This is a genomic window from Sphingopyxis bauzanensis (assembly GCF_002205675.1).
Classification (GTDB): Bacteria; Pseudomonadota; Alphaproteobacteria; order Sphingomonadales; family Sphingomonadaceae; genus Sphingopyxis; species Sphingopyxis bauzanensis.
The window spans coordinates 416252-432836 of the sequence record NZ_NISK01000003.1 but is presented as its reverse complement, the minus strand read 5'-3'; the positions used below and the strand labels follow the sequence as shown (position 1 = coordinate 432836).

15 protein-coding genes and 1 tRNA gene are annotated in these 16585 nt (G+C 63.7%); 8 read left to right on the top strand and 8 right to left on the bottom strand.

What is annotated here, in order from left to right; all coding sequences use genetic code 11:
* Positions 1-7 precede the first annotated feature (7 nt).
* Complete coding sequence (gene apaG, locus CDQ92_RS13535; protein ID WP_088442250.1) at positions 8-409, top strand: Co2+/Mg2+ efflux protein ApaG; 402 nt, start codon at positions 8-10, stop codon at positions 407-409.
* On the top strand, positions 406-1197 hold the full coding sequence (locus tag CDQ92_RS13530; protein WP_088441894.1) for a LysR family transcriptional regulator: 792 nt from the start codon (positions 406-408) through the stop codon (positions 1195-1197). The genes apaG and CDQ92_RS13530 overlap by 4 nt, the downstream gene beginning before the upstream one ends.
* 18 nt (positions 1198-1215) lie before the next feature.
* On the opposite strand, the gene CDQ92_RS13525 is transcribed toward CDQ92_RS13530, so the two are convergent.
* Both CDQ92_RS13525 and parE read right to left on the bottom strand, forming a co-directional pair.
* Complete coding sequence (locus CDQ92_RS13525) at positions 1216-2526, bottom strand: serine hydrolase (RefSeq protein WP_088441893.1); 1311 nt, start codon at positions 2524-2526, stop codon at positions 1216-1218.
* Between the two features lie 34 nt (positions 2527-2560).
* Positions 2561-4540, bottom strand: a complete 1980-nt coding sequence (gene parE / locus CDQ92_RS13520; RefSeq protein ID WP_088441892.1) for a DNA topoisomerase IV subunit B — start codon at positions 4538-4540, stop codon at positions 2561-2563.
* 169 nt (positions 4541-4709) lie between these two features.
* Here parE and CDQ92_RS13515 point away from each other — a divergent pair, with 169 nt between their 5' ends.
* Positions 4710-5540, top strand: coding sequence for an outer membrane protein (locus CDQ92_RS13515; protein WP_088441891.1), 831 nt, complete (start codon positions 4710-4712; stop codon positions 5538-5540).
* A gap of 57 nt (positions 5541-5597) precedes the next feature.
* Here the strand turns inward: CDQ92_RS13515 and CDQ92_RS13510 are convergent, their stop codons facing one another.
* Together CDQ92_RS13510 and CDQ92_RS13505 are read right to left on the bottom strand one after the other, a co-directional pair.
* Complete coding sequence (locus tag CDQ92_RS13510; protein ID WP_088441890.1) at positions 5598-5996, bottom strand: PaaI family thioesterase; 399 nt, start codon at positions 5994-5996, stop codon at positions 5598-5600.
* 10 nt (positions 5997-6006) lie between these two features.
* Positions 6007-6702, bottom strand: coding sequence for a GcrA family cell cycle regulator (locus CDQ92_RS13505; protein ID WP_088441889.1), 696 nt, complete (start codon positions 6700-6702; stop codon positions 6007-6009).
* A gap of 118 nt (positions 6703-6820) precedes the next feature.
* Between CDQ92_RS13505 and CDQ92_RS13500 the strand changes: the two genes are divergently transcribed.
* A complete protein-coding gene (locus tag CDQ92_RS13500; protein ID WP_088442249.1) occupies positions 6821-7693 on the top strand; it encodes an ABC transporter permease in 873 nt (290 codons plus the stop codon).
* A gap of 10 nt (positions 7694-7703) precedes the next feature.
* Here the strand turns inward: CDQ92_RS13500 and hspQ are convergent, their stop codons facing one another.
* On the bottom strand, positions 7704-8078 hold the full coding sequence (gene hspQ / locus CDQ92_RS13495; RefSeq protein ID WP_088441888.1) for a heat shock protein HspQ: 375 nt from the start codon (positions 8076-8078) through the stop codon (positions 7704-7706).
* A 188-nt stretch (positions 8079-8266) separates the two neighbouring features.
* Here hspQ and CDQ92_RS13490 point away from each other — a divergent pair, with 188 nt between their 5' ends.
* Entirely contained in the window at positions 8267-8902 is a 636-nt protein-coding gene (locus CDQ92_RS13490; protein WP_088441887.1) for a Yip1 family protein, read from the top strand.
* A gap of 66 nt (positions 8903-8968) precedes the next feature.
* Here the strand turns inward: CDQ92_RS13490 and CDQ92_RS13485 are convergent.
* Both CDQ92_RS13485 and CDQ92_RS13480 read right to left on the bottom strand, forming a co-directional pair.
* A tRNA-Ser gene (locus CDQ92_RS13485) sits at positions 8969-9058 on the bottom strand.
* A gap of 161 nt (positions 9059-9219) precedes the next feature.
* Positions 9220-12459: an amidohydrolase family protein gene (locus tag CDQ92_RS13480; RefSeq protein WP_088441886.1), complete on the bottom strand. Its 3240-nt coding sequence runs from the start codon at positions 12457-12459 to the stop codon at positions 9220-9222.
* 140 nt (positions 12460-12599) lie between these two features.
* Here CDQ92_RS13480 and CDQ92_RS13475 point away from each other — a divergent pair, with 140 nt between their 5' ends.
* The 3 genes from CDQ92_RS13475 (at position 12600) to CDQ92_RS13465 (ending at position 15488) form a co-directional block, all read left to right on the top strand.
* Complete coding sequence (locus CDQ92_RS13475; protein ID WP_088441885.1) at positions 12600-13778, top strand: CaiB/BaiF CoA transferase family protein; 1179 nt, start codon at positions 12600-12602, stop codon at positions 13776-13778.
* A 101-nt stretch (positions 13779-13879) separates the two neighbouring features.
* Positions 13880-14755, top strand: coding sequence for a glutathione-dependent disulfide-bond oxidoreductase (yghU, locus tag CDQ92_RS13470; RefSeq protein WP_088441884.1), 876 nt, complete (start codon positions 13880-13882; stop codon positions 14753-14755).
* Positions 14756-14933: 178 nt separating this feature from the next.
* The gene (locus CDQ92_RS13465; RefSeq protein ID WP_088442248.1) at positions 14934-15488 is read left to right on the top strand and encodes a TadE/TadG family type IV pilus assembly protein; all 555 of its coding nucleotides are present in this window, start codon (positions 14934-14936) and stop codon (positions 15486-15488) included.
* On the opposite strand, the gene CDQ92_RS13460 is transcribed toward CDQ92_RS13465, so the two are convergent.
* Positions 15485-16561: an MBL fold metallo-hydrolase gene (locus CDQ92_RS13460; protein WP_088441883.1), complete on the bottom strand. Its 1077-nt coding sequence runs from the start codon at positions 16559-16561 to the stop codon at positions 15485-15487. The genes CDQ92_RS13465 and CDQ92_RS13460 overlap by 4 nt on opposite strands.
* Positions 16562-16585 lie beyond the last annotated feature (24 nt).

Below are 16585 nucleotides of genomic sequence, written 5' to 3'. Positions count from 1 at the left end.
CCGCGTGATGATCGACTCCTTCTTTCCCTTTGCCGAGAGCACCGGCCCCGTCACCGTGCGCGTGTCGGTCAGCTATCTGCCCGAACAGTCGCATCCGGCGCTGGGTCGCTGGTTCTGGGCCTATCATGTCCGGATCGAAAATCATGGCGATGTCGCGGTGCAGCTGATCAGCCGCCACTGGCGGATCAGCGATGGCCGCGGCCAGATCAGCGAAGTCGAGGGCGAAGGCGTTGTCGGCGAGCAACCGCTGATCGCGCCCGGCGGCGCCTATGATTATGTCTCGGGCTGCCCGCTCCCGACCCCGGAAGGGTCGATGGTGGGTAGCTACACGATGGAGCTTGGCGACGGGTCGGAGATGCTGATCGCTATCCCGCATTTCCCACTCGTGGCGCCTGCGACCGCGGCATGAAGCGCACCCACCTGCCACTGAACGCCTTGCGCGTGTTCGACGCTGCAGCTCGGCACCTCAGCTTCACGCGTGCCGCCGACGAGCTGGCGGTCACGCCTGCCGCGGTCGGACAGCAGATTCGCGCGCTCGAGGATATGCTGGGCGTCGTCCTGTTCCGCCGGACGCCCAAGGGACTGGAACTGACGGGTGAGGCCGACGCGGGGCTTGATGCGCTGCGGCAGGGGTTCCTGCAATTCGAAGAATCGGTGCGCGCGATGCAGGCGGGGCAATCGTCGCAGTCGCTGACCATCGCCGCGCCGCGAGACCTCACCGCCAAATGGCTGGCGCCGCGGTTGGCGCGCTACAGCCAGCAGGCGCCCGATGTGCGCTTTACTTTGGTGTCGGCCGACGGCGGCATCGATTTTACCGAGGCCAATCTGGATCTCGCGATCTTCTGGTCCGACGGTGTCGGTGACCATGAAGGCGTGGCGCTATCCGAGCCGCTGATGGTGACCGTTGCTGGGCCGGGCAGTGCCAGCGACACGCGCATCGCCTGGCCGGGTTGCCCCGTCGCCGACGGTGAGCCCGCGCTGCGGCTGGGCGATGCGGGCCTCGCGATCGACGCGGCGGCCAACGGGCTGGGCCAAGCCAATGTCCCGGCGATGCTGGCCGAGGCGGACATTGCGTCGGGGCGCGTGCGGCAGATTGGCGATGCGATGGCGGTGAAGCGCGGCTATTGGCTGGTCGCGCCGACGCCGCAATGGCGGCAGGCCAAGGTCAAGGCGCTGGTTGCCGCGTTGACGGCGTAAACATTGCACTGCAAGCGGCTATTTCGCCGCCAGCGCCAGCAATCGTGTGACCAATCCGACGAGCGTGTCGGTGGCCACTGGTGCCGCCGGGTTGTTCCAGCTCGCGGTGACGACAAACCATTTGCTGTCGGACTTGCGCTGGCCGAGCAGGCTCATCGAAATCACTCCGAGTTCGGACCCGCCCTTGTAGCCGAGCCACGTCCAATCCCTGGTCGCGCCGGGGTTTACACCCGGATTGATCGCCATCGCAGACATGGCTGTGGGTGAATTGCGGTTGCGCAGGTCGATCATCAACCGTGCGACGTCGTTGGGGCTGGCGAACCATTCGAGAGTGTCGATAAAGCGCGGACCGCCCGCAAAGCTCACGCCGTCAACATTGGCGAGAGTCAGGCGGCTCTTATTGGCGTCGATCAGCTTGCGCTGCGCCGCGTCGTCGCCCGCGATAAAGGCGGTGCGCTCGCTTTCGAAATTATTCCCCTTGAGCGCAAAGGCTTCGACCGTCGTCAGGAACGGGATATTGCGCGACGGCACGCTATGCCCCGCGGCGCGCATCCGCGCTTCGATCGACTCGCGCCCGAGCACATGGATCAGCGTATCGGTGGCGCTATTATCGCTGACCGAAATCATCCAGTTAGCGAGGCTTTGCAGCGTTACCGGGGTGTCCTTCGCCCAGTTTGCGGTACCCGTCGACGAAAAACTGAGGTGTGACAATGGCACAACGTCGGACCAGCGGCGCTTCTTCGCCGCTACCTGCGCCGCCAGTTCGTCGAGGATGTAGAGCTTGAAAGTCGAACCGACTGCGAATTGCCGGTCTGTATTGGCCGCGGCAAGCGGGCGGATTGTAGCGTCGTCGAGCTCCGCGACCAGAAATCCGGTCGCGCCGGGCAAAGCGGCGATTTCCGTGGCTACCTTGGCGAAACTATCGTCCGCTGCCTCGAAGCCGGTGAGCCGCAGGCCGATCACCCGGCCATCGGCAGCCGCACTAACGTCGAGCAGCACCGCCGCAATGCCCTTTTCGAACCGCAGCGACAGCGAACCGGAACGGCCGTCGGTCGATACCGGCTTCTCGACCGCCAACGGCTTGCCATATTGCGCGATCAGGCTGGCGGTCATCGCTTTGAACTGCGCCTCGGGAAGCGCGGCTTGAAAGGTTGGGTCGAAATAGTCGGCATAGGCGATTTCACCGTTGAGCAAATCGACAAGCTGCGCCGCGCGGCGATCGAAGCCCGTTGTGGTCGCGGCCTGCATTTCGGGGGACTGCGCCGCGACCGGCGCGCCAGAAAGCGACAGCGCCAGCAGGAGCACGGCGAGAACGGGTTTGCGGATCATGAATACCCCCCTCGATCGATGAACTCGCCCGATATTAAGCGTCGATCGCCGCTTCGTCGAGTGTCGCCGCGTTCGCCTGGATGAACTGGAAGCGGTGCTCAGGATGCTTGCCCATTAGCCGGTCGACCAGATCCTTGACGAGGTGGCGCTCCTCATATTCCTGCGGCAGCGTGACGCGGAGCATCGAGCGCGTTGCTGGGTCCATCGTCGTTTCCTTCAATTGGTTAGGATTCATTTCTCCCAACCCCTTGAAGCGTCCGACATCGACCTTCTTGCCCTTGAATTGCTTGGCTTCGATCTCGGCGCGATGCGCATCGTCGCGGGCATAGACCGAGGTGTTGCCCGACGTGATGCGATAGAGCGGCGGTTGCGCTAGATAGACATGCCCCTTTCGGACGATGTCGGGCATTTCCTGAAAGAAAAAGGTCATCAGCAAGGTCGCAATATGCGCGCCATCGACGTCGGCATCGGTCATAATCACGATTTTTTCGTAACGCAGCCGATCGGCGTCGCAATCCTTTCGCATCCCGCAGCCGAGCGCGAGCGCCAGATCGGCGATTTCCTGATTGGCGCGGATCTTGTCGTTGCTGGCGCTCGCGACATTCAGAATCTTGCCGCGGATCGGCAGGATCGCCTGCGTTTTGCGGTTGCGCGCCTGTTTGGCGCTGCCTCCGGCGCTGTCGCCTTCGACTATAAATAATTCCGTGCCTTCGGGGCCGTCATTGGCACAGTCTGTGAGCTTGCCAGGAAGACGCAGTTTACGACCGCTGGTCGCGGTCTTGCGCTTGACCTCGCGCTCGGCCTTGCGTTTCAGCCGCTCGTCCATGCGATCGAGGATCAGCCCAAGCAGGGCGCGGCCACGGTCCATATTGTCCGACAGGAAATGGTCGAAATGGTCGCGCACCGCGTTTTCCACGAAGCGGGTGGCTTCGGGGCTCGACAGGCGATCCTTGGTCTGACTTTGGAACTGCGGGTCGCGGATGAACACCGACAGCATCATCTCGCCACCATTGAACACATCCTCAGCAGTGATCTGCGCCGCCTTCTTCTGCCCGATCAGTTCACCAAAGCCGCGCAACCCTTTGGTCAGCGCCGAGCGCAGCCCCGCTTCGTGCGACCCGCCGGCGGGGGTCGGGATGGTGTTACAATACCAGCTGTACGATCCGTCGGACCACAAAGGCCATGCGATCGCCCATTCGGCGCGGCCTTGGTCGCCGGGAAAATCCTGGCGGCCGATGAACGGTTCAGCGGTCGCGCATTCGCGGGTGCCGATCTGTTCCTTCAGATGGTCGGCGAGCCCGCCTGGGAATTGGAACGTCGCCTCGGCAGGCGTGTCGTCACCGATCAGCTCGGGCGCGCATTTCCAGCGGATTTCGACCCCCGCGAACAAATAGGCCTTTGACCGCGCCATCCGGTAGAGGCGCTGCGGCTTGAAACGCTGATGATCGCCAAAAATTTCAGGGTCGGGAACGAAGGACACGCTGGTACCGCGGCGGTTAGGCGTGGGGCCAAGTTCTTCGAGCCCGCCGACCGGGGCGCCGCGGGCGAAGCGCTGACGATAGAGCAATTTGCTGCGCGCCACCTCGATTTCGGTGTCGATCGACAAGGCATTGACGACGCTGATCCCGACGCCATGCAGGCCGCCCGACGTCGCATAGGCCTTGCCCTCGAACTTGCCGCCCGAATGCAGCGTGGTCATGATGACCTCGAGCGCCGATTTACCGGGGAATTTCGGGTGCGGGTCGACCGGGATGCCGCGGCCGTTGTCGGTGACGGTCAGCCGGTTGCCGACATCAAGCGTGACTTCGATACGGTTCGCGTGCCCCGCCACCGCTTCGTCCATGCTGTTGTCGATCACTTCGGCGGCGAGGTGGTGCAGGGCGCGTTCGTCGGTGCCGCCGATATACATGCCGGGGCGTCGCCGGACGGGCTCCAGACCCTCCAGCACCTCGATCTGCGAAGCGTTATAGCTCTCGGTGGCCGGGGTCGCGGCGTCGAACAAATCGTGACTCATGCTGTGGCTATAGGGGGCGGGAAAGCCCGCTGGCAAGCGCGGTTTTTCGCGGCTGCGGCCGTCGCAATCGCCGCTCGGCTCATCCTATTTTCATGCACGGGTGGAACTTTAGCGGAGGAGACCGGGTTTGGCCGGTGACTAAAAAGTCATTCAAAAAGCGGAGTAAAAAATGAAAACTCTCTCTCTCCTCGCCGTATTGGCGGCCAGCACTGTTGCCGTCCCGGCTTTCGCACAAGACCGCGACCCGTCGCAGGATTTTGACGGTCCTTACATCAGCATCGGTGGCGGCGGTACGCTACAAGGCAGCGACCGCGGCGAAACCGTAGTGTTCGATACCAATCGTGATGGCACCTATGGTGACCAGGTCACCACCGTTGGCGGCGCCAACGCTTTCTCGACCGGTTTCTGTAACGGCGCGGCCACCAGCAGTGCCAACTTGAACTGCCGCAACGACAAGGATGGGCCGGAATATTTCGGTCGTCTGGGTTTCGATAAGCGCATGGGCAACTTCGTCCTCGGCGCAGTGATCGAGGGCGGCCGTAGCGTCGCCCGCGACAGCGTCACGGCTTTCTCGACCACGCCGGCGAGTTACACCTTCAGCCGTGAAGCCGACTACCAGGCCAACGCCCGCCTGCGCGCCGGTTACACGCCCGGTGGCGGCGCCCTGTTCTATGTGACGGGTGGCGGTGCCTATGCGCGCCTCGACAACCGCTTCTCGACGAGCAACGGCGCCAACAGCTTTGCCGATAATGGCAAGACGCACGGCTGGGGCTATACCGCAGGCGGCGGCGCCGAGGTGATGGTAACCAACAACATCGCTGTCGGCCTGGAATATCTCTACACCGACATCAAGGACGATGATTTTGTCGTCAACGTCGGCGCCGGCACCGCGCCGCCGACCAATCCATTCCTGCTCAATGGAGGCGGCACCGATATGAAGCGCAGCAGCGATAATTTCCGCACCCACAGCGTGCGCGGGACCCTCAGCTTCCGCTTCTAAACACTTGCAGAAGCAGCAATTGGAAGGCGTCGGATCGCAGGATCCGGCGCCTTTCGGCTATTTGGTGGATGGCGCGGCGAAGATCGCGAAGTTCCCGTTGGCGCTGCTGACCAGGCGACCGTCCTGATAGAGCTTGGCGTCGATATTGGCGACGCGCTTTCCGCGATGCAGCACCGCCGCCTCGCAGGTCAGACGTCCTTCGCCGACGCGAACGTGGTAGTTGAACTTGATTTCCAGCGTTGCGCACCATTGATCGGCGTCGAGCAGGCTGGTCAGCGCCCCACCCATCGCGGTGTCGGCGAGCGAGTAGGCGACGCCGCCATGCGCAGCGCCTTGCGGGCTGAAATGCTGCTGCGGATTGACGTCGATCGCCATGGTGCAGCGCCCGTCGCCGCGCTCGACCATTTGCAGGCCGAGCGCGCGTGCGAATTCAAACTCCTGCGCGAACGGCCTCACCGAACGCGCCTTAGCGAACTCGGGGGCCTCCGAACGGCGGTGGCGGCGGCGGACGGCGCGTGCCGCGCGGCAGCTGCGCCTGATAGGCACGCCCGCAATGCTCGACGCAATAGGGGAAGCCGGGATTCACGGCCTGACCGCAAAAATGGAAGTCGGGCTCGCCCGGATGCCCCATCGGCCAGCGGCAGATGCGATCGTTGAGATCGAGCAAGGTCGTCTTGTCGGCGATCTCCGGGCTCGGTTTGGCGGGAACTAGGCGGCGCGGCGGCGCGGGCGGGATCGGCGCCTGCTGGTCGCCCGGTCCCTGACGGATGAAGCCGCCGGGGCCGATCGAGACGATACGCGGCTGATCAGCCTTGGGAATCTGCTCACCGACCGAACCGTCGGCGGTCGGCGTGTCGACCGTCGGGCGCGCTTCAGACCTTGGCGGGGTAGGGGCGACAGGGCGCGGCGCGATAGGCGCTGCGGCGCGCGGGGCCGCGGCGGGGGCAACTGCCTTCGGTGCAGCAGGAGCCGCCGCCTTGGCAGGCTTGACCTTATCGGTCGCTTTCACCGGCGACGGGCGCGATTTCAGGCCGAGGCGATGCGCCTTGCCGATCACCGCATTCCGGCTGACGCCGCCAAGTTCGTCGGCGATCTGGCTGGCGGTCAGCCCTTTTTCCCACATGGTGCGCAGGCTTTCGATGCGCTCATCGGTCCAAGACATATTCTATTCCTTATCATTCCACGCCGCGGGCTATGTCGCGGTTATCGATGCGATCCTTGCGGACCGGCGCCACTGCCCAGCTTGCGGTAAGATCGGGGAGGCGATAGGCGAGAACGCCATGAACGACCAGCCCCAAATTTCGCGACCCGACTCGAGCAAATTCGCGGCAACCCCGCCCTTTGCCGAACCGGGAGTGCCGCACATCCGGACGCTCAACGTGCCCGGCATGCAGGCGCTATATGTCAAGGAGGTGCGGCGGTTTTTCAAGGTGCAGCTGCAAACAATCTGGGCACCCGCGATCACAACGCTTCTGTTCCTCGTCATTTTCACCGTTGCGCTCGGCGGCGCGGGGCGCGAAGTCATCGGGGTTCCCTTTGCCGATTTCATCGCGCCGGGGCTCATCATGATGGCGATGCTGCAAAACAGCTTTGCGAATGCCAGCTTTTCGCTGCTCGTTGGCAAGATCCAGGGAACGATCGTCGATTATCTGATGCCGCCGCTCGCGGTCGGCGAACTGATTATCGCGCTGGTTGGTGCTGCAATCACGCGCGCTCTGCTTGTTGGCCTCGCGCTATGGCTCGCGATGTCGCTGTGGCCTGGGGTCAGTGTCATGCCCGATCATTTGTGGGCAGTGGTGGTGTTCGGCGTGCTCGGCGCCTCCATGCTCGGTTTCCTCGGTCTAATCACCTCGGTCTGGGCGGAAAAGTTCGATCATGCCGCGGCGGTGACCAACTTTGTCGTGACGCCGCTCGCTTTGCTCTCGGGGACTTTCTACTCGGTCGACCGGCTGGCGCCCTGGTTCCAGACCGTCGCGCACGGCAACCCCGTCTATTATGCGATCATGGGCTTTCGCTACGGCTTCATCGGCACGGTGGATTCGACGATCGTCAACCCGATTCTGACCGCGATCCTGGTGCTGGTCGGGGTCAATATCGCGCTGGGATTGTTGACCTATCGCTTGCTCGCGTCGGGCTGGAAACTGAAGGCTTGAACCCGCTTGCTTAGTGGCGATGAATGGCGCGGACGCGGTATCGGCCGTCGTCCAGCCCCTCGAACATCGCCTCGATCTGCGGATGGTCGATCGGTCCACCTTCGGCGTCGGGGACCAGATTCTGTTGGCTGACGTATGCAATATAGGAAGAATCGCCGTTTTCGGCGAGCAGGTGGTAATAGGGCTGTTCTTTCGCCGGACGGATTTCCTCCGGGATCGCCTCATACCATTCGTCGCTGTTGGCGAATACCGGGTCGATGTCGAACACGACCCCGCGAAAATCGAACATGCGGTGGCGCACGATGTCGCCCGGCGCAAAGCTGGCGGCGCCGATCAAAGGTGCGGTGACGGCTGCGGGACGCTCGGAGGAGGATTCGGAAATCATGCGTCTAATCTATGGCTATTCCCTGCTGTTTCAACCCTGTTACACTCGGTTGCCCGCCGGTGGGTCGAATCCCGGCTGTGATAGGCGTTACAGACGATGACGCACGCCGAGCTATCTTGCTTGCTCGGCCGCCGGTTGTACCGGGCTGGATTGCGGGCCGTGTTGATTGCAACAGGGAAAGGCATAGCATGAACGAGATACCAACGAGCAACCCGACACCCCCGCCAAGCCCCGCATCGGGCATTATCGAGCGGGCCAAGAACATCATCCTCAAACCCAAAGAGACGTGGGTCGCTATCGATGCCGAACCCGCGACGACGCAGTCGATTTACATGCCTTATGTACTGGTTCTGGCCGCGATCGGGCCAATCGCCCAGTTCGTCGGCGGGCAGGTTTTTGGTTACGGCGCATTTGGCATCAACTTCCACCCGCCGATCGGTACCGCCCTGGTTTCGGCGATATTGTCCTATGGGCTGGCGCTGGCGACAGTCTTTGCCCTTGCGCTGGTGATCGACGGGCTGGCGCCGAATTTTGGCGGGCAGAAGAATCAGGTTCAGGCGCTAAAGGTCGCGGCCTATTCGGCAACGGCAGGCTGGCTCGCCGGCATATTCGGTCTGATCCCGGCGCTCGCCATTCTGGGGCTGCTCGGCCTCTACAGCCTCTATCTGCTATATCTCGGGCTGCCCATTTTGATGAAAGTGCCGCAGGACAAGGCGATGGGTTACACGGTGGTCGTGATCATCGTCGCGATCGTGCTGTTCCTGATCGTCGGTGCGATCGTCGCATCGCTGACGGCGCCTTCGCTGCCTGGAATAAGCATCTAGGGATTGTCAGCCGTCCCGGCGGTGGCGCGGGGCGGCTGCCCGCTGGTGGTCAGATCAGGGGGAAAATGGAGGAGAGTGAGGGATTCGAACCCTCGGTACCGTTGCCGGCACTTCGCATTTCGAGTGCGACGCTTTCGACCACTCAGCCAACTCTCCTCGCTGAGAGGTGACGCCCCTAGCGGCGGTCCGCCACGCTTGCAACCCTCTAGTCACAAACCTTCTCAGAATTGCGTCATCCCGGCGTATGCCGGGCTCTCCACGTCGCGTTATTACGCAACGGCGAGACCCCGGCCTACGCCGGGGTGACAAAGGGGGGCTTAGGGCTTTTCTGCTTCCCACCAATAGGCGGCGCGCTTACGGTTGCCCGTCGCCACTTCGTTCATCGTCAGCGGATCGTAAAGCCGCCCGCCGAGCATGACGCGGTGGATGCGTTCGGTGTTGCGGATGTCCTGCGTCGGGTCGGCGTCGAGAATCAGCAGGTCGGCGAGTTTGCCCGCTTCGAGCGACCCGACATCCTTGCCATAGCCCAGCGAGGTGGCAGGCATGATCGTCGCGGCGCGCAACGCGTCGATATTGCTCCACCCGCCGCGCACGAACGACCAGATTTCCCAATGCGCTCCGAGCCCCGATTGCTGCCCGTGCGCGCCGATCGAAACCATTCGGCCCGCCGCCGCGATCTTGCCCGCTTCGCGCGCCGAATCATCGTCGACATAATCACCCTCGGGCGCGATCGTGCGGCGCTTGTTGTTCGCCGCCAGCTGCGCGGGCGGGATATGTTTTGTCAGGATCGGATGCTCCCACACATTGGTGTGCGCGCGCCAATAAGGATCGCCCGCGGGGCCACCATAGGTGACGACCAGTGTCGGGGTGTAATCGACCTGCGTCTGCCCCCACAACTGCACCAGATCCTTGTAGAAGGTGTGGAGCGGGATGTTATGCTCGACCGTCGAATTGCCGTCCTGGATCAGCGACACGTCCATCGTGTAAAGCGAGCCGCCTTCGGGCACGACGAGCATTCCCTCGGCCTGCGCTGCCTTGACGACCATCTGGCGCTGATCGCGGCGCGGCTGGTTGTAGTTTTTGACGCTATGCGCGCCCTGCGCCTTCAGACGGCGGATATGGGCGAGCGCGTCGTCATAGCCGTTGATCTCGGCATAGACCCCCGCCGCCTTGGCGCCATAGATGATCTCCCCGGTGGAAAAGATACGCGGCGCGAGGATCAATCCGGCACGCTGCATTTCGGACGACACGAAGATTTCGGATGCGCGCGACGACGGGTTGTGGCTGGTGGTCGTCCCCATCGCGAGGTTGACGATTTCGGACCAGTTCTGCTGCGGCACCAGCTCGTCGTCGCCGTGCGCACCATGGGCGTGCGCATCGACGAAGCCGGGGACGATCGTCTTGCCCGTCGCATCGACCGTGACCGAGCCCGCAGGAACACTGATCGACGCCAGCGGCCCGACCGCGGTGATCCGGTCGCCCTCGATAACGATCGCGCCATTGTCGATGATGCCGGCGTCCGCCCCGGCCATCGTGACGATCCGCGCACCGGTGATGACGACGGTGCCGCGTCGTTTCGACGCCGCCTGCGTCATCGCGAGCGAAACCCCTCCCGTTGGCGGCGTGAACTTCGGTGCCTTCTCGTCCGCGGGCGCGTTGGTGAACAGGCTGGCAAGGTCGGCACTGAACAGCGTCGCGCCGCGGCTCCAGTGGAGGCGGCGGCCACCGCCGGACCAGTGGACATACTCCGCCCCGCTACCGCTAACCCGGGTGACCGGCAGCGCGCCACTCTTGGTTTCAAGCGCGATATCCTGCCCGCCGGGCATCAGCGGGGTCACATAGGCGTCGTAGTTCTGGCGGAAGGCCAGCGTGCGCCCGTCGGGCGAAATTTCATAATCGCTGACCAGTTCGCCATTGGCGTGGGTGCGCTTATCTTGACCGCTGAGGTCGGTACTGACGAGCTGGCTCTTGCCGTCTCCTGCGGTGACCATGAAGATGCGGTCGCTGGTCGCGCCATATTGCGGCTTGGCGCCGTCGGCGTTCACCCGCTCTGCCGTGCCGCCGGTCGCAGCGATGCGATAGACGCCGGGATCTTCGCTCCAGCGTGTCGAGGTGAGCCCGCCGCCGCGGCGCCGTTCGAACACGATCGTCTTGCCGTCGGGCGAGAAGCGCGGTTCGGCATAGAGGCCGGGGACGCTCGTCACCTTGCGCGACGCGCCGCCGCCCGCACCGATGGTGTGAATCTCCCCCATGCCGCTGTCGGTCCAGCGCACAAAGACGAGCGACTTGCCATCGCGCGACCAGCTTGGCCACGCCTCCATCGCGTCGTCCTTGGCGGCAGTCAGCCGCCGCGCGGTGCCGCCGCTGGCGGGCTTGATGTAGAGCTTGCCGAGCGTTTCGAAGACGACACTGCGCCCGTCGGGCGACACTTCGGCCCAGCGCGGCATTTGCGTCGTGAAGCTGTCGGGGGCGACCTCGACCGCTGGATGGGTGGCGTCGATGATCACGCGGTCGTCGTTGATGCTGAACGGAATGACGCGCGCTTCGCCGCCCTGACCGCTTACACGGCGGAGCTTGCCGCCCGCCCAGAACACAATGTCGCGGCTGTCGGGGGTCCATGCCATGTTGGGATAGACGCCGGTGACCGCCCAGGTTTCCTGCACATCCTGGTCGAGCGCGTCATATACCTTGCGCTCGGTGCCCGACGCGAGGTCTTTGACGTACAGTTTCGACTGCGCCGCCTCGCGGCGGACGAAGGCCAGATATTTGCCGTCGGGTGAGGGGGTGGGGCGCACAGCGCCACCGGCGCCCGACGCCGCCGTGCTGACCTTGGCGCCCTGCAGATCATAGCGTTCGATGTGGAACAGGTCGGTGTTGCTGTCCTGTGCATATTCAAAGATCGGCCCGGCCGTCACGTTGCGAGTGTAGAACACGCTCTTGCCGTCGGCCGCGAAGATCGGCTCGCCCAGTTCTTTCTGGTGGCGTTCATTCGGCTTTTTGACAAGCGGCACCCCTGCACCGCCCGACACATGGTACATCCACACCTCGCCGGTACCGAGCGACCGGCCGGTGGTGAAATGTTTCTTGGCAACGATGAACTGGCCGTCGGGACTCCAGCTCGGTTGGTTGAGCAGGCGGAAGTCCTCCTTGCTCAGCTGTACCTTGCCGCTGCCGTCGCGGTTCATCAGCCAGATATTGTCGCCGCCGGCGCGGTCGGACACGAACGCGATGCGCTTGCCGTCCGGCGAAAAGCGCGGCTGATGCTCGAACGCCAGCCCCTCGGCGATGCGCGTCGGCGTGCCACCTTCGATCGGCATCGTGTAAATGTCGCCGAGCAAGTCGAAGGAGATCGTGCGTCCGTCGGGCGCAACGTCAATGTTCATCCAGCTGCCTTCGTCGACCGTGATCGGCACCTTGCGCGTCGTCATGCCGGGGGGCGCATTGACGTCCCATTTCTCCGGCTTGGCGTCGGCGGCGGGCGTTGGCGCCGCCTGCTGAGCAAAAACCGAAGTCGAACAAGCCAAAGTCGCTGCAAGGGCGAGAGCGAAGCGCGCCATATCATTATCCCCGTTTGAAATTATCTGCCGACCATATGACCCTCTAACGAACATGCAAGCGACAGGTTTCGACGAAGAACTGGCAGCGTCGACGAGCGACTGCTAGCGCGGTCGAAAGAACAGTACCGGGAGAGCAAGGCGTGCCGCTCAAAGGAATACGAGTCCTCGATTTCGGGCGCTATATCGCCGGACCCTATTGCGCGGTGCTGCTCGGCGATTATGGCGCCGACGTCATCCGCATCGAAGCTCCGGGCGGCAATGACGATCGCTACACGGTGCCGGTTGCCGACGATGGTTCGGGCGCGATGTTTATGCAGATGAACCGCGGCAAGCGTTGTCTGACGCTGAAACCGGGGAGTCCCGAAGGCCGCGAGATCGTGCGGCGGCTGGTCGAGACTGCCGACGTCGTTGTTGCCAACCTGCCGCACGCCGCGTTGACCAAGATAGGGCTGGATTTTGACACCCTGTCGGCAATCAATCCGCGCATCATCCTGGCCACCGTGTCGGCGTTTGGCAGCGAGGGACCGCTGGCGCAGAATGTCGGCTTTGACGCGGTCGGGCAGGCGATGTCGGGGGCGGTGCATCTGACCGGGACGCCCGATCAGCCGTATCGCGCGCAGGTCAATTATGTCGATTTCGGTACCGCGCTGCACACGGCCTTCGGCGTCATGCTGGCGCTGCGCGAGCGTGAGACGACAGGGCGGGGGCAGTGCGTTTCCGGGTCGCTGCTCGGCACCGCGCTGGCTTTTTCCAACGCGCTGGCGATTGACCATGCGCTCAACGGCATCGAGCGCCAGCCGATCGGCAACCGCAGTTATAGCTCGGGACCGACCGACGTCTTCCGCACCCGCGACGGGTGGATCGTGACCCAGATCGTCGGCGGCGGCATCTTTGCCCGCTGGGCGAATCTGGTTGGGCGTTCCGAGCTGGTCGATGATCCGCTCTATGCCAGCGACATCTTGCGCGGCGACAATGGCGAGGCGCTGAGCGTCATCATGCAGGATTGGTGCAGCCAACGCAGCAGCGCGGACGCAATCGCCGAGTTGGGCGCCGCGCGCGTGCCCGCCGCTCCGGTGCTGCGCGCGAGCGAGGCGCTGGCGCAGCCGCAAGTGGCGGCGATGGGGCTGGTCGAGCCCGCCAACTATCCCGGCACTCCAAGCAGCGCACCCGTCATTCGGGCGCCGATCATCCTGTCGGACAGCACCAAGGTGGCCTCGGCCCGCGCCCCGCAAGTTGGCGAGCATAGCGAAGCGATCCTCGCGGAGCTTGGCTACGGTGCCGCGGAGATCACGGCTTTGCGAGCGGCAAGCATTATTTGAGCGGCGCGGGGTGGACGGCGGCGCCCCGGCACCTTAAATACCGATCAGTATGAAATTCAGCTTCCCACGAAACAACCGAGAAACAACCGAGGAGTGTCGAGATGAGCGATCAAGCCGAATATGTACCGCCAAAGGTGTGGGTCTGGGACAAGGACAGCGGCGGACGTTTCGCCAATATCAACCGCCCGATCGCGGGACCGACGCACGACAAGGATCTGCCGGTCGGCAAGCATCCGCTCCAGCTCTATTCGCTCGGCACGCCCAATGGCGTGAAGGTGACGGTGATGCTTGAGGAACTGCTCGCGGCAGGCCACAGCGGCGCTGAATATGATGCATGGCTGATCAATATCGGTGAGGGGGATCAATTTTCCAGCGGCTATGTCGCGGCCAATCCGAACAGCAAGATCCCCGTGCTCGTCGACCGCAGCGGCACCGAGCCGATCCGGGTGTTCGAATCCGGCGCGATCCTGATCCACCTCGCCGAGAAATTCGGCGCGTTCCTGCCGACCGAGACCGCGAAGCGCGCCGAAACCTTGTCGTGGCTGATGTGGCAAATGGGCAGCGCGCCCTTCCTCGGTGGCGGTTTTGGCCACTTCTACGCCTATGCGCCGACCAAGCAGGAATATCCTATCAATCGTTACGCCATGGAAGTGAAGCGCCAGATGGACGTGCTCGACCGGCGGCTGGCGGAGAGCGAATATATCGCGGGCGCCGACTATACGATCGCCGATATGGCGATCTGGCCCTGGTACGGCGCGCTCGCCAAGGGATTGGTCTATGACGCGGGCGAATTCCTGCAGGTGCACGAGTATAAGAACGTCCAGCGCTGGACCGATCAACTTGCGACACGCCCGGCGGTCAAGCGCGGGCGGATGGTCAATCGGGTGACCGGCGATCCGGCGAGTCAGCTCCGCGAACGGCATGATGCGTCGGACTTTGACCTGCGGACGCAGGACAAGCTGGAGGCCGCGGAATAGGTGCAATTTGCGCGGTTCGATGACGAGGCCCGTTTGCGCTGAATCAATGAATGGCGCCAACGCCCGGAATAGTGTCGGTTTCGAACTCTCGTGCGAGCAAAACTCTATGTAAAATGCGCAAAAGCGGCGTCGAACATTCTCGACGCCGCTTTCATTTTAGTCCGCCATGCTGGCGGGTATGACAGCTTTCCTCCGATCGCCGCGGTATCCCCGCCCTCCTGTCCTGACCGGACTCACCCTGGCGCGCGAGGAGCGCGGTGCTGCCATCGTCGAAATGGCGCTGGCGCTGGCGCTGCCGCTGCTTCTCGCGCTGCTGATGGGAATGCTCGTCTATGGCCAATATTTCATGCTGGCGCACGGCGTCCAGCAAGCGGCGAACGACGCCCGACAAGCCCTGCTCACCGCCCTCGAGGCGCAGGGCGAAATCGGCCACGCCCGTATCTCGGTACGCGAAGCCGTCGAGGCCGCGAATGATGCGCTGCTAGAAATGCTCGGGGTCGATGTCGCTGCGATCCGGCGGGTAAGCTTTTCGGCGTTGCTGGCGATCGGTTATCGGGCGGGTTTTGCCGATGGACTGGAGGAACTGTTCCGCTCGGGTCAGCCGGTACGACTGGCATCGCAGATCGTCACGCGGGATGGCGACGCGATCGACGTGACGCTGACGATCGCCGAAGTGCGCGGACCTTTTGCAAGCGACGGCGCGGTCGTGCTCGTCACCCAGCGGCCCGCCTAGAACCAGCTGCCGCGTTCGATCAACTTGCTGCCCGCGGACAGTGAGAAATACTGGCCGTCCTCGCCGACGATGATCGGCCCGTCGAAACGATCTTCGGCGCCATCGAGGAAGGCGGCGTTGAGGTAGGCGGAGGGCATCGACGGCACGACATGGCTGAGGACGAGCATCTTGACCCCCGCGACGCGCGCGCTGTCGGCGGCCTGCACCGGGCTGGCATGGTAATCGAGGATGTCGCGCATGATCTGTGCCGTCTGTTTGCGGCCCGCCTTATCAAGATTGGCGGCGAGCGTCTCGACCATCGCCGGGTTCAGAGCCTCGTGGATCAGCAGGTCGGCGCCCTTGGATGCCGCTTCCAGCGTTTTTGACGGCGCCGTATCGCCGCTGACGACAACGCTGCGCCCTTTATAGTCGAACCGATAGCCCACCGACGGCTGAACCGGCCGGTGATCAACAGGAAAAGCGGTGACGCGAAGCCCGCCCGCGTCATAGACGACCGTCGGCGCAGCGGGGATCGCAAAGGGCATTGCGGTGGCGCCCGCGGCGGCAGGTGGGGTGATCGTCTGGCCGTGATGCGCGGTACGATAGCCATTATCGAGTGCGTAGGCGGCATTGAACCCGCCAATAACCCGCTCGATGCCCGGCGGCCCATAGACGGGCAGGGGGCTGATGTTGCCGCTGGCAGTCCAGCGGAGCAGCATCATCGGTCCCATGCCGTCGATATGATCCGAATGGAAATGGGTCAGAAACATCGCCTGGATGCGGCCATTGGGCAGGCCCATCTGCGCGATATTGCGCGCCGCGCCTTCACCGGCATCGACGACAAACATCGCCTTGCCCGCGATCACGACGGTGCAGGACGCCGCTCGCTCGCGGCTGGGCAGGGGGGAGCCCGTTCCGCACAGTCCGACGTGCAATCCATCGGGCAGATCCTTGAGCGTATCGCGCCCCGCGGCGCGTTCGACCGCCCGTTCAAACAGCCACAGGCCGATCGGCCGCTGGAACATCCCTGCGGCCAGTACGGCGACGGCAATGACCGCCGCCACCCACAGAACGGCCCGTTTTGCCTTTGTCATCGCTCTTCCCCCATCTTGTCCGCA